This is a genomic window from Sphingomonas sp. SP1 (assembly GCF_058313395.1).
This window is the reverse complement of sequence record NZ_JBZFLC010000001.1, coordinates 185,199-201,089: the sequence shown is the minus strand read 5'-3', so window position 1 is coordinate 201,089 and position 15,891 is coordinate 185,199. Positions and strand designations below refer to the sequence as shown.

Annotated in this window: 18 protein-coding genes and 1 tRNA gene; 3 read left to right on the top strand and 16 right to left on the bottom strand. The window is 65.3% G+C overall.

The window, feature by feature from the left end; translation table 11 throughout:
* Positions 1–145: 145 nt before the first annotated feature.
* Both serA and AC4GYS_RS01105 read right to left on the bottom strand, forming a co-directional pair.
* On the bottom strand, positions 146–1,726 hold the full coding sequence (gene serA / locus AC4GYS_RS01110) for a phosphoglycerate dehydrogenase (RefSeq protein ID WP_491107274.1): 1,581 nt from the start codon (positions 1,724–1,726) through the stop codon (positions 146–148).
* A 100-nt stretch (positions 1,727–1,826) separates the two neighbouring features.
* Positions 1,827–2,981, bottom strand: coding sequence for a phosphoserine transaminase (locus AC4GYS_RS01105; protein ID WP_491107273.1), 1,155 nt, complete (start codon positions 2,979–2,981; stop codon positions 1,827–1,829).
* Between the two features lie 384 nt (positions 2,982–3,365).
* On the opposite strand from AC4GYS_RS01105, the gene AC4GYS_RS01100 reads away from it, so the two are divergent.
* Genes AC4GYS_RS01100 through AC4GYS_RS01090 form a run of 3 tightly spaced genes read left to right on the top strand, consistent with a single transcriptional unit; the run spans position 3,366 to position 5,603 of the window.
* Positions 3,366–4,436: a M23 family metallopeptidase gene (locus AC4GYS_RS01100; protein ID WP_491107272.1), complete on the top strand. Its 1,071-nt coding sequence runs from the start codon at positions 3,366–3,368 to the stop codon at positions 4,434–4,436.
* A 40-nt stretch (positions 4,437–4,476) separates the two neighbouring features.
* Entirely contained in the window at positions 4,477–4,797 is a 321-nt protein-coding gene (gene erpA / locus AC4GYS_RS01095) for an iron-sulfur cluster insertion protein ErpA (protein WP_491107271.1), read from the top strand.
* A gap of 23 nt (positions 4,798–4,820) precedes the next feature.
* A complete protein-coding gene (locus AC4GYS_RS01090; RefSeq protein WP_491107270.1) occupies positions 4,821–5,603 on the top strand; it encodes an exodeoxyribonuclease III in 783 nt (260 codons plus the stop codon).
* Here the strand turns inward: AC4GYS_RS01090 and AC4GYS_RS01085 are convergent.
* The 14 genes from AC4GYS_RS01085 to AC4GYS_RS01020 form a co-directional block, all read right to left on the bottom strand.
* Positions 5,600–6,217 carry a DNA-3-methyladenine glycosylase family protein gene (locus tag AC4GYS_RS01085; RefSeq protein ID WP_491107269.1) on the bottom strand — a complete coding sequence of 206 codons (618 nt, stop codon included), beginning with the start codon at positions 6,215–6,217 and terminating at the stop codon, positions 5,600–5,602. The genes AC4GYS_RS01090 and AC4GYS_RS01085 overlap by 4 nt on opposite strands.
* Positions 6,217–6,960 (bottom strand): 23S rRNA (guanosine(2251)-2'-O)-methyltransferase RlmB, encoded by a 744-nt coding sequence (rlmB, locus tag AC4GYS_RS01080; protein WP_491107268.1) that lies wholly within the window; start codon positions 6,958–6,960, stop codon positions 6,217–6,219. The genes AC4GYS_RS01085 and rlmB overlap by 1 nt, the downstream gene beginning before the upstream one ends.
* Before the next feature lie 37 nt (positions 6,961–6,997).
* Positions 6,998–7,687: a phosphate regulon transcriptional regulator PhoB gene (gene phoB / locus AC4GYS_RS01075; protein WP_491107267.1), complete on the bottom strand. Its 690-nt coding sequence runs from the start codon at positions 7,685–7,687 to the stop codon at positions 6,998–7,000.
* A complete protein-coding gene (gene phoU / locus AC4GYS_RS01070) occupies positions 7,687–8,385 on the bottom strand; it encodes a phosphate signaling complex protein PhoU (protein ID WP_491107266.1) in 699 nt (232 codons plus the stop codon). The genes phoB and phoU overlap by 1 nt, the downstream gene beginning before the upstream one ends.
* 14 nt (positions 8,386–8,399) lie before the next feature.
* Positions 8,400–9,146 (bottom strand): phosphate ABC transporter ATP-binding protein PstB, encoded by a 747-nt coding sequence (pstB, locus tag AC4GYS_RS01065; protein WP_491109335.1) that lies wholly within the window; start codon positions 9,144–9,146, stop codon positions 8,400–8,402.
* A gap of 225 nt (positions 9,147–9,371) precedes the next feature.
* A complete protein-coding gene (gene pstA, locus AC4GYS_RS01060) occupies positions 9,372–10,268 on the bottom strand; it encodes a phosphate ABC transporter permease PstA (RefSeq protein ID WP_491107265.1) in 897 nt (298 codons plus the stop codon).
* Positions 10,261–11,640 (bottom strand): phosphate ABC transporter permease subunit PstC, encoded by a 1,380-nt coding sequence (pstC, locus tag AC4GYS_RS01055; protein WP_491107264.1) that lies wholly within the window; start codon positions 11,638–11,640, stop codon positions 10,261–10,263. The genes pstA and pstC overlap by 8 nt, the downstream gene beginning before the upstream one ends.
* Before the next feature lie 13 nt (positions 11,641–11,653).
* The gene (locus AC4GYS_RS01050) at positions 11,654–12,694 is read right to left on the bottom strand and encodes a substrate-binding domain-containing protein (RefSeq protein ID WP_491107263.1); all 1,041 of its coding nucleotides are present in this window, start codon (positions 12,692–12,694) and stop codon (positions 11,654–11,656) included.
* A gap of 113 nt (positions 12,695–12,807) precedes the next feature.
* The gene (locus AC4GYS_RS01045) at positions 12,808–13,812 is read right to left on the bottom strand and encodes a sensor histidine kinase (protein WP_491109334.1); all 1,005 of its coding nucleotides are present in this window, start codon (positions 13,810–13,812) and stop codon (positions 12,808–12,810) included.
* Between the two features lie 39 nt (positions 13,813–13,851).
* A complete protein-coding gene (locus AC4GYS_RS01040; RefSeq protein ID WP_491107262.1) occupies positions 13,852–14,268 on the bottom strand; it encodes a hypothetical protein in 417 nt (138 codons plus the stop codon).
* A gap of 75 nt (positions 14,269–14,343) precedes the next feature.
* The gene (locus AC4GYS_RS01035) at positions 14,344–14,673 is read right to left on the bottom strand and encodes a hypothetical protein (protein ID WP_491107261.1); all 330 of its coding nucleotides are present in this window, start codon (positions 14,671–14,673) and stop codon (positions 14,344–14,346) included.
* Between the two features lie 81 nt (positions 14,674–14,754).
* On the bottom strand, positions 14,755–15,324 hold the full coding sequence (locus tag AC4GYS_RS01030; RefSeq protein ID WP_491107260.1) for a helix-turn-helix domain-containing protein: 570 nt from the start codon (positions 15,322–15,324) through the stop codon (positions 14,755–14,757).
* Between the two features lie 147 nt (positions 15,325–15,471).
* Positions 15,472–15,558: transfer RNA gene (locus AC4GYS_RS01025), tRNA-Tyr, on the bottom strand.
* 102 nt (positions 15,559–15,660) lie between these two features.
* Complete coding sequence (locus AC4GYS_RS01020) at positions 15,661–15,840, bottom strand: hypothetical protein (protein ID WP_491107259.1); 180 nt, start codon at positions 15,838–15,840, stop codon at positions 15,661–15,663.
* Between the last annotated feature and the right edge of the window lie 51 nt (positions 15,841–15,891).

Here is a 15,891-nt window from a genome sequence, read left to right as displayed (position 1 = left end):
ACATCGCGGTCATCCGCGATTCAGCGTGCGCTCCTATTGGCAAGGGGGTGATGCGTCCAGTTCAACACTCGACCGGCCTGTCCCGAGGATGGATAGGCGCGCTGATCCTTGCGATCAGTGCGCTTCTGGCGCGCGGCCTCGCCCTTTAAAAGCTGAGCGGCACCACTTCGCGCACCCCTTTGAGCCGGGAAAGCTGTTGCACCACTTCCGGCCCGACCGGATCGTCCACCGCGACCAGCGCGACCGCTTCGCCGCCAGCGGCACGGCGGCCGAGGTTGAAGGTGGCAATATTGATGCCGGCATCGCCAAGCGTGCTGCCGAGCTTGCCGATGAAGCCCGGCGAGTCATCGTTGACGATGTAGAGCATGGCGCCGTTCAGTTCCGCCTCCACGGCCACGCCGAAGATATCAACCAGACGCGGCGCCTGGTGGCCGAACAGGGTGCCGGCGACGCAGCGTTCGCCCCGGTCCGTGCCGGCGGTCACGCGCACCAGCGTGTGGTAATCGCCTTCGCGGTCATGCCGAATTTCGCGAACGTCGAGGCCGCGTTCCTTCGCCAGGAACGGTGCGTTCACCATGTTCACCGTCTGGGAATAGGTGCCCATCAGGCCGGCCAGCACGGCGCCGGTGATCGGCTTCTGGTTCAGCTCGGCGGCGGCGCCCTCCACTTCGACCGCGACCGAGCGGACTTCCTCGCCGAGGATCTGGCCTAGCAGCTTTCCCAGCTTCTCGGCCAACGCCATGTAGGGCTTCAGGCGGGGCGCTTCCTCGGCGGAGAGCGAAGGCATGTTGATGGCGTTGGCGACTCCGCCCGCCAGCAGGAAGTCGCTCATCTGTTCGGCGACCTGGATGGCGACATTGACCTGCGCCTCGCTGGTCGACGCCCCCAAGTGGGGGGTGGAGATGAAGCCGGGCGTGCCGAACAGGGGTGAGGCGGTGGCGGGCTCGGTCTCGAACACGTCGAGGGCCGCGCCGGCGACCTGGCCGCTGTCGAGTGCGTCCTTCAGCGCCGCCTCGTCGATCAGGCCGCCGCGGGCGCAATTGATGATCCGCACGCCGGCCTTCGTCTTGGCCAGATTATCGCGCGACAAGATGCCGCGGGTCTGGTCGGTGAGCGGGGTGTGCAGCGTGATGAAGTCGGAGCGGCGGAGCAATTCGTCCAGCTCGACCTTTTCCACGCCTAGTTCGAGCGCGCGTTCGGGCGTCAGGAAGGGGTCGAAGGCGATGACCTTCATCTTGAGGCCAAGCGCGCGGCTGGCGACGATCGAACCGATGTTGCCGGCACCGATCAGGCCCAATGTCTTGGCGGTCAGTTCGACGCCCATGAAGCGGTTCTTTTCCCACTTGCCCGCCTGGGTCGAGGCGTCCGCCTCCGGCAGCTGGCGGGCGAGCGCGAACATCAATGCGATGGCGTGTTCCGCGGTGGTGATGGAATTGCCGAACGGAGTGTTCATGACCACTACGCCGCGTGCCGTGGCGGCGGGAATGTCGACATTGTCGACCCCGATCCCGGCGCGGCCGACCACTTTCAGCCTTGCGGCATGATCAAGCAGCCCGGCGGTGACCTTGGTGGAGGAGCGGATCGCGAGGCCGTCATAATCACCGATGATCGCAGCGAGTTCGTCGGGAGACTTGCCTGTGATCTCGTCCACCTCGATGCCGCGTTCGCGGAAGATGGCGGCAGCCTTGGGGTCCATCTTGTCGGAGATGAGGACTTTCACGGTCATATTTCCCTCGTCATTCCCGCGAAAGCGGGAATCCATCTCCCGGTCTTCGCGCATGTGATAGTTTCACGAGATAAATCCCCGCCTTCGCGGGGGTGACGGATCAAGGTGCCGTCTCGGCCCATGCCCAGTCCAGCCAGGGGCCGAGGGCAACAATGTCCTGAGTGGCGACCGTGGCCCCGCACCAGATGCGAAGACCCGGCGGCGCGTCCCGGTAGCCGGCAATGTCGTAGGCGACATTTTCGGCTTCCAACAGCGCAGCGATCGCCTTGATCCGCGCCTCGTCAGCGCCGGCCAGCGTCAGGCACACGCTGGTGCGTGAGCGGGTCGCCGGGTCGGTCGCGAGGTGCGACAGCCAGGGTCGAACCTCGACGAACCGGTCCAAGGCCGCGGCATTGGCGTCGGAGCGGGCGATGAGGCCGTGCAGTCCGCCAAGTCCCCGGGCCCATTCCAGTGCGAAGATCGCATCCTCGACCGCCAGCATGGACGGGGTGTTGATCGTCTCGCCCTTGAAGATGCCCTCGATCAGCTTGCCCTTCGATGTCAGGCGGAACAGCTTGGGAAGCGGCCAGGCGGGCGTGTAGCTTTCCAGCCGCTCGACCGCGCGCGGCCCGAGGATCAGTACCCCGTGGGCGCCCTCTCCACCGAGCACCTTCTGCCAGGAGAAGGTGGCGACGTCGATCCGGTCCCACGGCAGGTCATAGGCGAACACCGCGCTGGTTGCGTCGGCAAAGCTCAGCCCCTGACGGTCCGCCGCGATCCAATTGCCATCGGGCACCCGCACACCCGAAGTGGTGCCGTTCCAGGTAAACAGCACATCGTTGCTCCAGTCGACCTGGGCCAGGTCGGGGAGGTGGCCATAGTCGGCGCGAACAACCGTCGGATCGAGGTCCAGCTGCTCGACGGCGTCGGTCACCCAGCCTTCGCCGAAACTTTCCCATGCAAGGGCCGTCACGGGACGGGCGCCGAGCATGGTCCACATCGCCATTTCATAAGCGCCAGTGTCCGAGCCGGGAACAATTCCGATACGATGGGTTGCCGGCAGTTCGAGCGCCTCGCGCATCAAGTCGATACAGTGGGCGAGGCGGGATTTGCCAAGTTTGGACCGGTGTGAGCGGCCCAGGCTTTCAACGCGGAGCTTGTCGGCGGACCAGCCGGGCGGCTTGGCGCAGGGACCGGACGAAAAGAAGGGACGCGCGGGACGGGACGTCGGCTTCGCCCGCTGCGAACCCGCAGCGGGAAGGGGTGTGTCAGTCATCATAACTCTCCTCGCAGAGAGCACGCGCCGCGTTGGGACGGCGTGGCCCGCCAGCAGCTCTAGCGGGCTCTGCGGGGATGACAAGCCAACGGCGAGATTGATTCGATTGTGTGGATAACTTTGGATTTTGTTCCCGCCGAACCCAACAAAAATCAGCGACTCGGCTCATTTCATCGCTTCATCGCCGCCGTTCGTCCCGCGACCCACCGGAATGAGTTGAAAACATTAACCAACGCGGGTTTCTTCATGGTCGTCAGCACCTGCCGAAGGGCAATTGGCTTGTGCAGACTGGGGCTGGGGAGCTCCTGACATTTCGGACGGAGCCGCGCCGTGTTGGCGCGACCTTTTAGTTCGTTGAGTAGAGATTGGGAGCGACGACTTCGCATGGCGCACGCACTGACCGCTTCGAACGGCCTGTTCCGCAGCCGCGACCTGTTCGTGCATGATGGCGCGAAGCTGCGTCGGATCCGCCTGTCGGTGCCGGTTCAGGCGCTGTTTCTGCTGGCCACCCTGTTGTTGATTGGCTGGTCGCTGTTCGCTGCCACCAACATCCTGACTGCGAAGCAAGTCCCGACCAAGGTCGTGTCGGTTGCTATGCCTGCGAGCGGTGAGATCGAAGAGCGCGCCCACATGCTGGAGCAGCGACAGGCATTGATCGAAGCCATGCTGGCGGGTGAGGAAGTCGATCCGAAATTGCTGACGGAAGCAGCCGCAGCCGCAGCAGTCGCCGCGACTGGGCCGCTGGCCAAGGTCGAAGCGGCCCAGGCGGAGCAGGCCGCTTTGGTCGCCAAGGCGCTGGAAGCCCGGTACAAGATGACTGCGCAGGAACTTCGCAAGCTTGGACTCACTCCGTCCAAGATCGGCGGCGTCGGCGGTCCGTTCGAGCCTGTGACCAAGGGCGCCGACCCCACGTTCAAGGCGTTGTTCAACAGCTGGAAGAAGCTCGACAGCCTGCAGGACGGCGTTGTGACCGTTCCGTCCGACAAGCCGGTCAAGACGGCCGCCTTTACCTCCAGCTTCGGTGTTCGTTCGGATCCGTTCCAGGGTCGTGCCGCGATGCACGCCGGGATCGACCTGTCGGGTCCGGTGGGTACGCCGATCTACGCCACCGCCGACGGCCTGGTCAGCAGCGCCGGCTGGCACAATGGCGGGTACGGCAATCTCATCAAGCTCGATCATGGCCGCGGGATCGAAACTCGTTACGCTCACCTTTCGGGTGTCTCGGTCCGTCCGGGCCAGCGCGTGAAGCGCGGAGACCTGATCGGGCGCATGGGTTCCACCGGCCGCTCGACCGGCAGCCACCTTCACTATGAAGTGCGGATCGACGGTCGCGCAGTGAACCCGATCCCATTCATGAAGTCGACCGACTACATCCTGGCCCTGCGCAACCGTTCGGGCGGCGCATCGATGGACGCGGTGGCGCTGGGCGGCCCCAAGACCAATCGCGCCAAGTAAGCTTGCGGCGCCCGCTGGCGCTGCCTATCTCGTCCCCATCATGCTGACCCTGACACCCTCTGCCGCCAAGCGCGTGGCCGTGATCGCTGCCAAGCAGGGCAAGCCGGCCTTGCTGCGGCTGGCCGTCGATGGCGGGGGTTGCGCCGGTTTTTCCTACAAATTCGCCTTGGCCGAACAGGTTGCGGCGGATGATCAGGTTGCCGAGACCGAGGGCGTGAAATTGGTGGTCGACCCGATCAGCCTCGACCTCGTCGACGGTTCCGCAGTGGACTATGTCGAAGACCTGGGCGGAGCGGCGTTCAAGGTGACCAACCCCAATGCCGCCAGCGGCTGCGGCTGCGGGTCCAGCTTTTCGATCTGAGCCGGGCGGGCTAGGGCGGGCCCATGAAGATCGCCTCCTTCAATATCAACGGTATCCGCGCGCGTTTGCCGCGCCTCCTGGAATGGCTCGAGCGGGAGCAGCCGGACGTCGCATGCCTGCAGGAACTGAAATGCGCCGACGAGTCGCTTCCAATCGGCGATATCGAGGCGGCCGGCTACGGCGCGGTATGGCATGGGCAGAAGGGCTTCAACGGGGTCGCAATCCTGGCTCGCGGCAGCACCCCGCACCTTCGCCGCGTCGGCCTGCCCGGCGATCCGGATGATAGCCATTCGCGCTACATCGAGGCCGAAGTCGGCGATATCATTGTCGCCTCGCTCTACCTGCCCAATGGCAATCCGATCGGAACGGAGAAGTTCGACTACAAGCTGCGATGGATGGAGCGGCTGAGAGCGCATTCGCTTGGACTGCTGGCAGACGAACGGCCAGTCGTGCTGGCGGGCGACTGGAACGTGCTGCCGGAGGATCGCGATGTTTTTTCGGCCAAGGCGGCAGCCAATGACGCGCTGATCCAGCCGGAAACGCGGGCGGCGTGGCGGCGAATCCTCTATCAGGGCTGGACCGACGCGCTGCGGGCGCTGCACCCGACCGAAGACAAGCTCTACACCTTCTGGGATTATACCGCCGGCTGCTGGCAGCGCGACGCCGGGTTCCGGATCGATCATCTGTTGCTGTCACCAACCGCGACCGATCGGCTGCGGGTCGCTGGTGTTGACCGCTGGGCGAGGGGTGAGGAAAAGGCCAGCGATCACGCCCCGACCTGGGTGGTGCTCGACGAGGCCGCCTAGATCACTTGACTGTTATAGCTGTGCCAGGCCAGCACGGCCGCCGCCCCCCGATAGGGCGACCAGGGCTCGGCCAGCGTGCGAAGCAGCTTCTCGCTCGGGCGGGTCTCGTGGCCGAGCAGTCGGCCAAGTTCGATCTGCACTGCCAGATCGCCCGCCGGAAAGACGTTGGCGCGACCCTCCGCGAACAACAGGTAGATTTCCGCGGACCAGCGACCAATCCCCTTGATTCGGGTCAACAGGGCGATGGCTTCCTCGTCGTCGGCCGGAAGGTTGGCGAGGTCGAGTTCGCCAGTCAGCACAAGGCCAGCCAAGCTGCGCAGATAGCCCGCTTTCTGCCGTGACTGGCCAAGCGCCCGCAATTCGTCGTCACTGGAATCAAGGATCCGCTGGAGGTCGGGCGAGCTGCCAAAACCGCCTTCCAGCTTGCTCCACATAGATCGTGCGGCGGCGACACTGACCTGTTGGCCGACGATCGTGCGCAGAAGCGTGGTGACGCCGGGCTCACTGTTGCGCGGTTCGGGACGACCGTGGGTCGAAAGCGCCCGCGCAAAGGCAGGTTCCGCGGAAGCAAGGTGGTCGAGGCCGGCGTCGAGTGTGTCCCGGGTACGAACCATCAGGCGACGGTGGCCGCGTAAAGCGCCACGGCGGCGGCGTTGGAGACGTTTAAGCTCTCCACCGCATCGCTGATCGGCAGGCGGGCGAGCGCGTCGCAATGCTCGCGGGTATTGGCGCGCATGCCAGGCCCTTCGGCCCCGAGGACCAGCGCGATCCGCTTCGGTCCGAGGGCGTGCTTAAGGTCGCTCTTCGCATCGCCTGCCAGCCCGATACGCCAGAAGCCGGCCTCCGCGATTTCCTCCAAGGCTCGGGCAAGATTGACCACGCGAACCCACGGGACCCTTTCCAGGGCGCCCGATGCGGCCTTGGCGAGGACCCCTCCCTCCGGTGGCGAATGGCGATCCTGGGTGACGATCCCGAGGGCGCCGAATGCGGCAGCGGAGCGGAGGATGGCCCCCACGTTATGGGGATCGGTGACCTGGTCGAGGACCAGCAGTGTCGAGCGTTCCTCGGCTTGGGCGAGCAGATCGCCGAGCCACAGGTCCTCCAGCGGCTCGGCCTCGACCACCACGCCCTGGTGCGGAGCGTCGTTGGGCACGAGCCGGGCAAGGTCGGCCACGTCCGCGAACGTGACCGGAAGCTCCGGCGGAAAGTTCATGAAACCGGCCGCCTCGCGGGTCGACCAGGCCTTGAGCACCCGGCGTTCGGGATTGTCGAGGGCAGCGGCGACCGCGTGCTTCCCCCAGAAACGCGGACGCTGGGCGGAACCGTGGGATTGATGCGACTTCTTGCGACGAGACATGCAAGCGCTCTTAAGCGCTGATGACCGACGCGCCTAGCTAGGCCGTGCCTTCAGAATCCAGTGCATAGCCCGCCGAACGGACGGTCCGGATGATGTCGGGCTCGCCAAGCGCCAGGCGAAGGCGGCGGATGTGAACGTCTACGGTGCGCAATTCGATATCCTCGCTGTGCGGCCAGACCGTTTCGAGCAGCTGCTGGCGCGAGTAAACGCGGCCCGGGTTCTCAAGGAAATGGCGCAGCAGGCGGTATTCTGTCGGCCCAAGGGTGACCGGCTGTCCATCGCGACGGACGCGGTGGGCGGCGAGATCCATCTCCAGCCCGGCATATTCCAGCTGCTCGGCGGCGAGCGCGGGCCTGACGCGGCGCAAAACGGCGCCTGCGCGTGCAACCAGTTCCTTCGGGCTGAACGGCTTGGTGACATAATCGTCCGCTCCGGTTTCCAGCCCGCGGACCCGGTCGTCTTCCTCGCCGCGCGCGGTCAGCATCACGATCGGCAGGTTGGCAGTGCTGGGCCGGCGTCGAAGGCGGCGGCACACCTCGATCCCGCTAATGCCCTCGATCATCCAATCGAGCACGACCAGGTCCGGCTTGATCTCCTCGACCAGGATCAGCGCTTCCTCGCCGTCACCGGTGCGGGTGACGTTGTAGCCCGCGCGATCGAAGTGGAAGCCGATCAGCTCGGCCAGCGACTTGTCGTCCTCGACGAGGAGGAGTTGCTTCGCGCCCATTAGCGGAGATCCGTCGCGTCCGGACCCTTGGTCCGTTCGCCCAAGTGACGCCCGGTGGCGGCGTAGTAGACCATCTCGGCGATGTTGGTGGCGTGATCGCCGACCCGCTCGACGTTCTTGGCAACGAACAGCAGGTGCGCCGCCTGGCCGATGTTGTGCGGATTTTCCATCATGTGGGTAAGCAGGGTGCGGAAAATGGAGTCGTAGAAGTCGTCCACCGCCTTGTCGCGCTCGCACACCTTGATGGCCGCCTGCGCATCGCGGTTGACGAAAGCGTTCAGCACGTCGTGGACCATGCCGGAGGCGATGCGGGCCATTTCCGGAAGCAGGCTGATCGGCTCGATCTTGCCCGCATCCTCCAGCAAGGGAACGCGTTTCGCGATGTTCTTGGCGTAGTCGCCGATCCGCTCGACCACGCCCGAGATCTTGAGCGCAGCGACGACGTCGCGCAGGTCGCCCGCCATCGGTGCGCGCAGGGCGATCAATTGAACGACGCGTTTTTCGGTTTCGACCTCGAGCGCATCGAGGCGCTTGTCCTCCTCGATGATCTGATGCGCACCGTCCGTGTCACGTTCGGTCAGGCAGCGCATCGCCTCGCCGATGGCATGCTCGGCCAAGCCGCCCATCTCGGAGATGAGCGCGCGCAGGCGGTCGAGATCCTCGTCGAAGGCCTTGAGCGTATGTCCCTGGGTCGCCATTCGGTTGCTCCAACTCAGCCGTAGCGGCCGGTGATGTAGTCCTGCGTGCGTTGTTCACGCGGGTTGGTGAAGATGTTGGTGGTCTTGCCGTATTCGATCAGCTCGCCGAGGTGGAAGAAGGCGGTTCGCTGCGACACCCGCGCCGCCTGCTGCATATTGTGGGTGACGATCGCGATCGCATAGCGGCCGCGCAGTTCGTGAATGAGTTCCTCGATCTTGGCTGTCGCGATGGGATCGAGCGCCGAGCAGGGCTCGTCCATCAGGATGACCTCGGGATCGACCGCGATGGCGCGGGCGATGCACAAGCGCTGCTGCTGGCCGCCGGACAGCGCGGTGCCGCTTTCCTGCAACCGGTCCTTGACCTCATCCCATAGGCCGGCTCGCTTCAGGGACTTTTCGACGATCACGTCCATGTCGGCCTTCCCGGCGGCGAGGCCATGGATGCGGGGGCCGTAGGCGACGTTCTCATAGATCGATTTTGGAAACGGGTTGGGTTTCTGGAACACCATGCCGACCCGGGCGCGGAGTTGCACCACGTCCATGTCGGGGGCGTTGATATCCTGCCCGTCCAGCCGGATATCGCCCGTGACCCGCGCACCGGCGATGGTGTCGTTCATGCGGTTGAGGCAGCGCAGGAAGGTCGATTTGCCGCATCCCGACGGGCCGATGAAGGCGGTAACCTTGTCGTCGTGGATCTGGATGGAGACGCTCTTCAGCGCCTGCTTCTCGCCATAGAACACGCTGACCTGGTCCGCTTCCATCTTGGGCGTACGACCCGTGTCGACATCCGGCTGCTGCGGTTCGGGGACAGGCGCGGGAAGCCCGTCCAGTGTCGGCGCATGCTCCGGCTGCTGGTTGTAGGCCGTGTCGCCCTTGGCCACGCCTTCCTCGTCCCGGGCTGCTTCGGCCGCCACCGCAGTAGACGGGAACGGCACTGCCGAGTTGGTCGTGATGGGCTGTTTTTCCTTGGTCATCTGTATCGAAGCCTACCAACGTCGCTCGAAGCGGTTGCGGAGATAAATGGCGAGACCGTTCATCAGCAGCATGAACACCAGCAGCACGATGATCGCGGCGCTGGTCTTTTCAACGAACGCACGGTCGACCTCGTCCGACCAGAGGAAGATCTGGACAGGCAGGGCGGTCGCGGGATCGGTGATGCCCTGCGGCGGCGAGGCGATGAAGGCGCGCATGCCGATCATCAGCAGCGGCGCAGTTTCGCCGAGCGCGCGCGCCATGCCGATGATCGTGCCGGTCAGGATGCCGGGAAGGGCCAGCGGCAGGACATGGTGGAACACGACCTGCATCTTGGACGCGCCGACACCCAGCGCGGCATCGCGAATGGAGGGCGGCACGGCCTTGATGGCGTTGCGCCCCGCGATCACGATCACCGGCATGGTCATCAGCGCAAGCGTCAGACCGCCGACGAGCGGAGCCGAGCGGGGCAATTGCATGAAGTTGAGGAACACCGCGAGGCCAAGCAAGCCGAAGATGATGGACGGGACCGCGGCGAGGTTGTTAATGCTCACCTCGATGAAGTCGTTCCAGCGGTTTCTCCGGGCGAACTCCTCAAGATAGACCGCGGTCAGCACGCCGACGGGGAAAGCCAGCGCCATGGTGACGATGATGGTGAGAAAGCTGCCCTTCAGCGCGCCCCAGACGCCCGCCATTTCCGCACTGGTCGAATCCGATGCGGTCAGGAAGCCCGCGCTAAGCCCGCCCGCGCCGCTTACGACCATGGTGATGAGCAGGAATGCCAGAAAGGCGATGCTGAGGCCGACGGCGGCGAAACCGAGCAGCTTGAAACGGCGCTCGGCGGCGTAGCGCTTGGCCACGCGCCGCTGCATCGTCTCGTCGGTCCAGCGGGAGAAAGCGGCGCTACTCATAGGCTTCCCGATATTTGCGGACCACCCGCAGGGCGATGAGGTTGAGGATCAGTGTCACCACGAACAGCACCAGGCCGAGGGCGAAGGCGGCCAGCGTCTTGGGGCTGTCGAATTCCTGGTCGCCGGTGAGCAGCTGAACGATCTGGGTCGTAACGGTGGTCACGCTGTCGAACGGGTTGAGGGTCATGTTGGCCGCGAGGCCGGCGGCCATGACCACGATCATGGTTTCGCCGATCGCCCGGCTGATCGCCAGGAGGACGCCGCCGACGACGCCCGGCAGGGCGGCGGGCAGCAGCACCTTCTTGATGGTTTCCGAGCGGGTCGCGCCGAGTGCCAGGCTGCCGTCCCGCATCGCCTGCGGAACAGCCGCGATGCTGTCGTCGGACATGGAAGAGACCAGCGGGATGATCATGATGCCCATGACGAGGCCGGCGGCGAGGGCGCTTTCCGAGCTGGCCGAGGCCATGCCCAGGGTCAGGCCGAGATCGCGCACCAGTGGGGCAACCGTCAGCGCAGCGAAATAGCCATAAACCACGGTCGGAACGCCAGCGAGGATCTCCAGCGCAGGCTTCAGCACGGAGCGCAGCCGGGCGGGCGCATATTGTGTCAGAAAGATCGCGCTCATCAGCCCCAGCGGGATGGCGACGATCATGGCAATGATGGCACCGATGAAGATCGTGCCCCAGAACAGCGGGATCGACCCGAATGCGCCCGAGGAACCGGCCTGATCGGCCCGCAGCGCCATCTGCGGCGACCATTGCGTTCCGAACAGGAACTCGGTGGGCGATACCATCGAGAAGAAGCGCAGCGATTCGAACAACAGGGACAGGACGATTCCGGCCGTGGTGAGGATCGCGATCAGAGACGCGGCGACCAGCACCCCCATCAGCCAGCGTTCGACCCCGGTGCGCGCCCGGAAATCGAAGCGGATACGGCTGAATGCCCAGCCCGCGCCGGCCAGTGCGAGCAGCAGCGCGAAGCCCCCGCCGATGGTTCCGTAGAAGCTGAGCGAGCGCGAATAGACCGCTGCCAGGGTGGCCGCCTGGGGATTGAAGGCGGTCGTGATTTCGCCGGTGGCAAGCCCCCGCGCTTCGGACAGAATCGAGGAACGCGCCAGATCGAAATCCGGAAGCTGGCGACCTTCGGGCGAGGCCAGCACCGCCTGGTCGACCAGCCCGCCCTGGATCGGGGCCCAGACCGCCAGGAAGAGCAGCGCCGGAATGGCAGCCCATAGGAAACCGTAGGCGCCATGATAGCTCGGCAGGCTGTTGAGGCGCGTGCCGCCGCGCAGCGCGCTCGCCCGGCGGTAACCGAGGAACGCGGCTGCGGCGGCGACCGCCAGCACCAGCAACAGGGCTAAACCAAGCGTCATGGCGCCGGTTGGCTTACTTCAGGCTCGCAGCGTCGATCGGCTTCAGCGCGGTCGCCTGCGCATTTGCCGCCTGCGCCTGGGCACCGCCGAACGGAACCAGGCCACGGCCCTGCAGCAGGCCGCCCGGCCCCCATGCCTTGGCGTAGGCATCGATGAACTGCTTCATACCCGGCTTGACGGCCAGATGCTCACCCTTGGCATAGACATAGAGGGTCCGTGCGCCAGGATAGCTGAGGTTCTGGATCGTCGCTTCCGTCGGCAACACGCCACCGAGCTCGATCGGCCGCACCTTGTCCTGGTTTTCTTCCAGGAAGCTGTAGCCGAGGACGCCAACCGCGGTGGGATCGCCGGCGACCTTCTGCACCATCAGATTGTCGTTTTCGCCGGCTTCGACAAACGCCCCATCCTCACGGATCTTGGTGCAGACCGTCTTGTGCCGCTCGCTGTCCTGCTCCTTCAGCGCCTTCATCGCCGGATCGGATTCGCAGCCCTTGGTGAGGATCAGTTCGGCCAGGCTGTCGCGGGTACCCGACGTTGGCGGCGGCCCGAGCACGCGGATCTTGATCGCCGGAAGCGCCGGATTGACGTCGCGCCAAGTCTGGGCGGTCTGCGGACGGCCGAACGGTTCGGCGGCGAGCGCGGCATAAACGTCGCGCACGGTCAGCTTGAACGGCTGCGCTTGGGTCGATTCGATCAGGGTCAGGCCGTCGATTCCGATCGGAAGCTCGATGACATTGCGTGCGCCGGCCTTGGCGCAATCCTCGTACTCGCTGGCCTTCATCTGGCGCGAGGCGTTCACCATGTCGGGGAACTGCTGGCCGACGCCCTGGCAGAACAGCTTGATGCCCGATCCGGTGCCGGTCGATTCGACGATCACGCTGCTGCCGGGATTGGCGCGCTGAAACGCTTCGGCGACGGCAGTGGTGAATGGGTAAACCGTGGACGAGCCGACGATCTTGAGCTGCGCCGCTGCATTATTGGCGCCGGAGCCTCCGCCGCTGCCGCAGGCTGCAAGTAGCGCCGCCAGCGGCAGCGCGAAAGCGATCTTTTTCATGGTGGTCCTTATTCTCCCCTGAGCGCTGCGTCTTCACGGCCGCTCCGGGATCCCCTTTGCTTCGGTTCCGAGTGGGCTTTGCGACGGTTCGGTGACACTTTCGTGACAGCGTCTCAGGCGAGCGGAAGGCGGACCGTCACTTCCGTCCCTTTTCCGGGCATGCTGTCGAAGCTCATGGAGCCACGGTGCCGCTCGACGATGTGTTTGACGATGGCGAGCCCGAGGCCGGTGCCGCCCGAGTCGCGGCTGCGCGCCGCGTCGACGCGGTAGAAGCGCTCGGTCAGGCGCGGGATATGTTCGGCGGCGATCCCCTCGCCCCTGTCACGAACGGAAAGTCGTGCTTCCTTGCCATTACGGCGGACGGACACCAGCACCTCGCTGGCGGGCCCGCTGCAGCCGTAGCGGACCGCGTTGGCGACGAGGTTGTCGGTCAGCTGAAGCAACTGGGCGAAGTCCCCCGCCACTTCGAGCGGATCGTCCTGCAAGTCGACGGCGATCGTGCAGCCACGGCTATCGGCCAGGGGCTTGCCGTTCTCGGCCGCGATCCGCGCCACCTCGGCCAGGCTGACACGCTCGGACGGTTCCACAAAGCGTTCAGCCTCGATCCGCGACAAGCTCATCAGATCGCCGACGATCCGCAGCATTCGGCGCGCTTCGGCGTGAATGGACGCGCCAAAACGACGGCGCAGATCGGCCGGGAGGTCGCCATCCTCGGCCAGCGTTTCGGCATAGCCGAGCACCGTGGCGAGGGGAGTCCGCAGCTCATGACTGGCGTTGGCGACGAAATCGACCCGCATCTTTTCCGCCGCCCGAACCGCCGACTGATCGGTGAGCCGGACCAGCAACATACCGCCGTCCAGCGGCCGAACCAGCATGCTCCAGGTCCGTCCCACGCCGCCGATGCCGGTGACCTCGATCTCGGCGGCGCGACGCCGGAGGATGGCGGCAAGAGCCTTGGGCTGGCGGATCGCAAGCCGGATGTCTCGGCCGATCACGTCGGTGCCGAGAAGTTGGCGGGCCGCGGTGTTCGCGGCGAGCGTTCTTTCTTGCTCAACCAGCAGCGCCGGTTCGGCGATCGCGTCGAGTAGCGCGCGAACCAGCGGTGGGGGAGTGGCCATCACGGGCGCCACGTGTAGCGGTCGCGCCGGTCGACGCAACTAGCCGCGCGCCGCGTCCATCGCCGAATAATGGCGGCTGCGCAGCGCGGCGGCGATCACGATCAGGAGGATCGGATAGCTCCAGAAGCGCATGGCCGCATGGTAGGCCAGGTCGAGCAGCGTCGGCTGAAACAGGAACAGCAAGTGTGACGTGGAGGCGGTCAGCTGAAGCCCGCTCACCCATAGCGGCCAGAACCGATGGGAGCGCAACGCAATGGCGACGAAGCTGGCGAGGACCGCCAGATCGACCAGTGCGATGCCTGCTTCAAGGCTGTCGTCGTCGCGGATCAGCGCGGCCGACAGAAGCGACGCGCCGAGGCAGATCGTAGCCGCGAGCCGCGTCTCCTTGTCGCCCCGGCGAAACGCCACCAGCACGACCGTAAGCAGCAGCAGATAGTAAAAGGCGATCCTTATCATTCAGCCGTCCCGAAAGGACTGAAGGCCGGCCGCCCCAGGGTGGAGCAACGCCGGCCTTCCAAGAGAATGGGGCGCTTAGCCGACGGCGCGGAGGATCGCGAGATTCTCCTTGGGGCATTCCATGCCGTCTCCGAAGGCAACGGTGCGAAGGCCGGGAACCCGGCTCTTGGCGTCGACCAGGGCGGCGTGGGCATGAGCCATGCCGCCGCGGGCCGCGACCAGCCCCTGGAGGGCGGAGGCAATCTGTTCCAAGGCTTCATGGCCGACGGCGATACCGACGCCCGACACGGCGCGGGCCCGGATGAAGCGGCTCTGCAGCTCGGCCAGCTCGCTCAGCGCGGCTTCGATGCTGTCTTCGACGGCGCGGACCTGGGTCGCGACTTCGTGGGCGGATTGTTCGATCATTTGTTTGCGCATGACAGCTCCTTTCCGGACGCGGGCAAGCGCGCCGGATGTTTGTTGCCGCGGAAATGAAAGAGCGAGAACCTACCGTCCGGCGAGGCGCGCCAGACTTTCCAGGCCCGCCAGATACATGCCGGCGGAAAAGCTTGCGCCCATTGCGATCAAGGCGATCCACAACAGCCGCTGCCCGACGCTCATCTCATTCCGCGGACTGCTTTGGGTTGACCACGGAAAAACAGAAGGAGACCGGGACAAACCCGTCCTCTGCTCGGTATCGAGGCCGATACTGGCCCCGGCCTCCTCCTGACGATCAGCGTGCCGAATCTGAAAACCGATCGCCGGACCGTCTTTGATCGGATCGGCGGGAGCGTCGATGTACGGCGGTTGATGTATCAACCGCTGATATGGATGGGTCAGGGCAACCAGGCGCGCGGCCTCCTGGCGGCGGCCAACGTTCAGGATGCGGATGGCGGTGCGGATACGCTGGTCGACCGTGTGTGGGGAGATGCCGAGCTGCGCGCCGATCTCCTTGCTGCTCATGTGCTGGTCGACGAGCTTCAGCACGTCCAGCTGGCCCTGGTTCAGGCGCGCGACACGGGCGGCCGCATCGGCCTGCACCGCTTCATCCGCGACTTCCTTCGGGCGATCTTCCACGCATACTCCCATGGTCGGATCACTACCTTGTCAAAACGCCACTCAACGTGGGTCCATAAACAGGTAAATGGGCTGACCTGCAAATCGGTTGCGGATCGAAGATTCGTCGGCAACGCGAAGCTACGGCGCAATCGCGCCACGGGCTAATGGTGGACAGGGCTGGATTCGAACCAGCGTACGGGAAACCCGGGCAGATTTACAGTCTGCTGCCTTTAACCACTCGGCCACCTGTCCACGAGGTGCGGGGGGCAAATGGCTGGGAGGGACCAGCCTGTCAACAAGCTGGAGGGCCGGCGCGCGGAGAAAAACTCGGGTCGCCGCCGATTGCTGGTTGCTTCAGCGCAGCTTGGCGATGCGAAGGCCGTCCGCCTTGGCCCGGTCCTTGACCGATTCCTCGCTCCGGGTGAGTGCCTTGGAGATGGCCTTCAGCGGCATTCCCTTGGCCGCCAGCTGATGAAGCTTCTGGATTTCCTCGGGCTTCCATGGCTGCCGATGGCGTTCGAAGCGTTCAGCCATGCGGATCTCCAACGAAAAAGGCCGCCCGGTGCGGGCGGCCTTTCTTCTCGT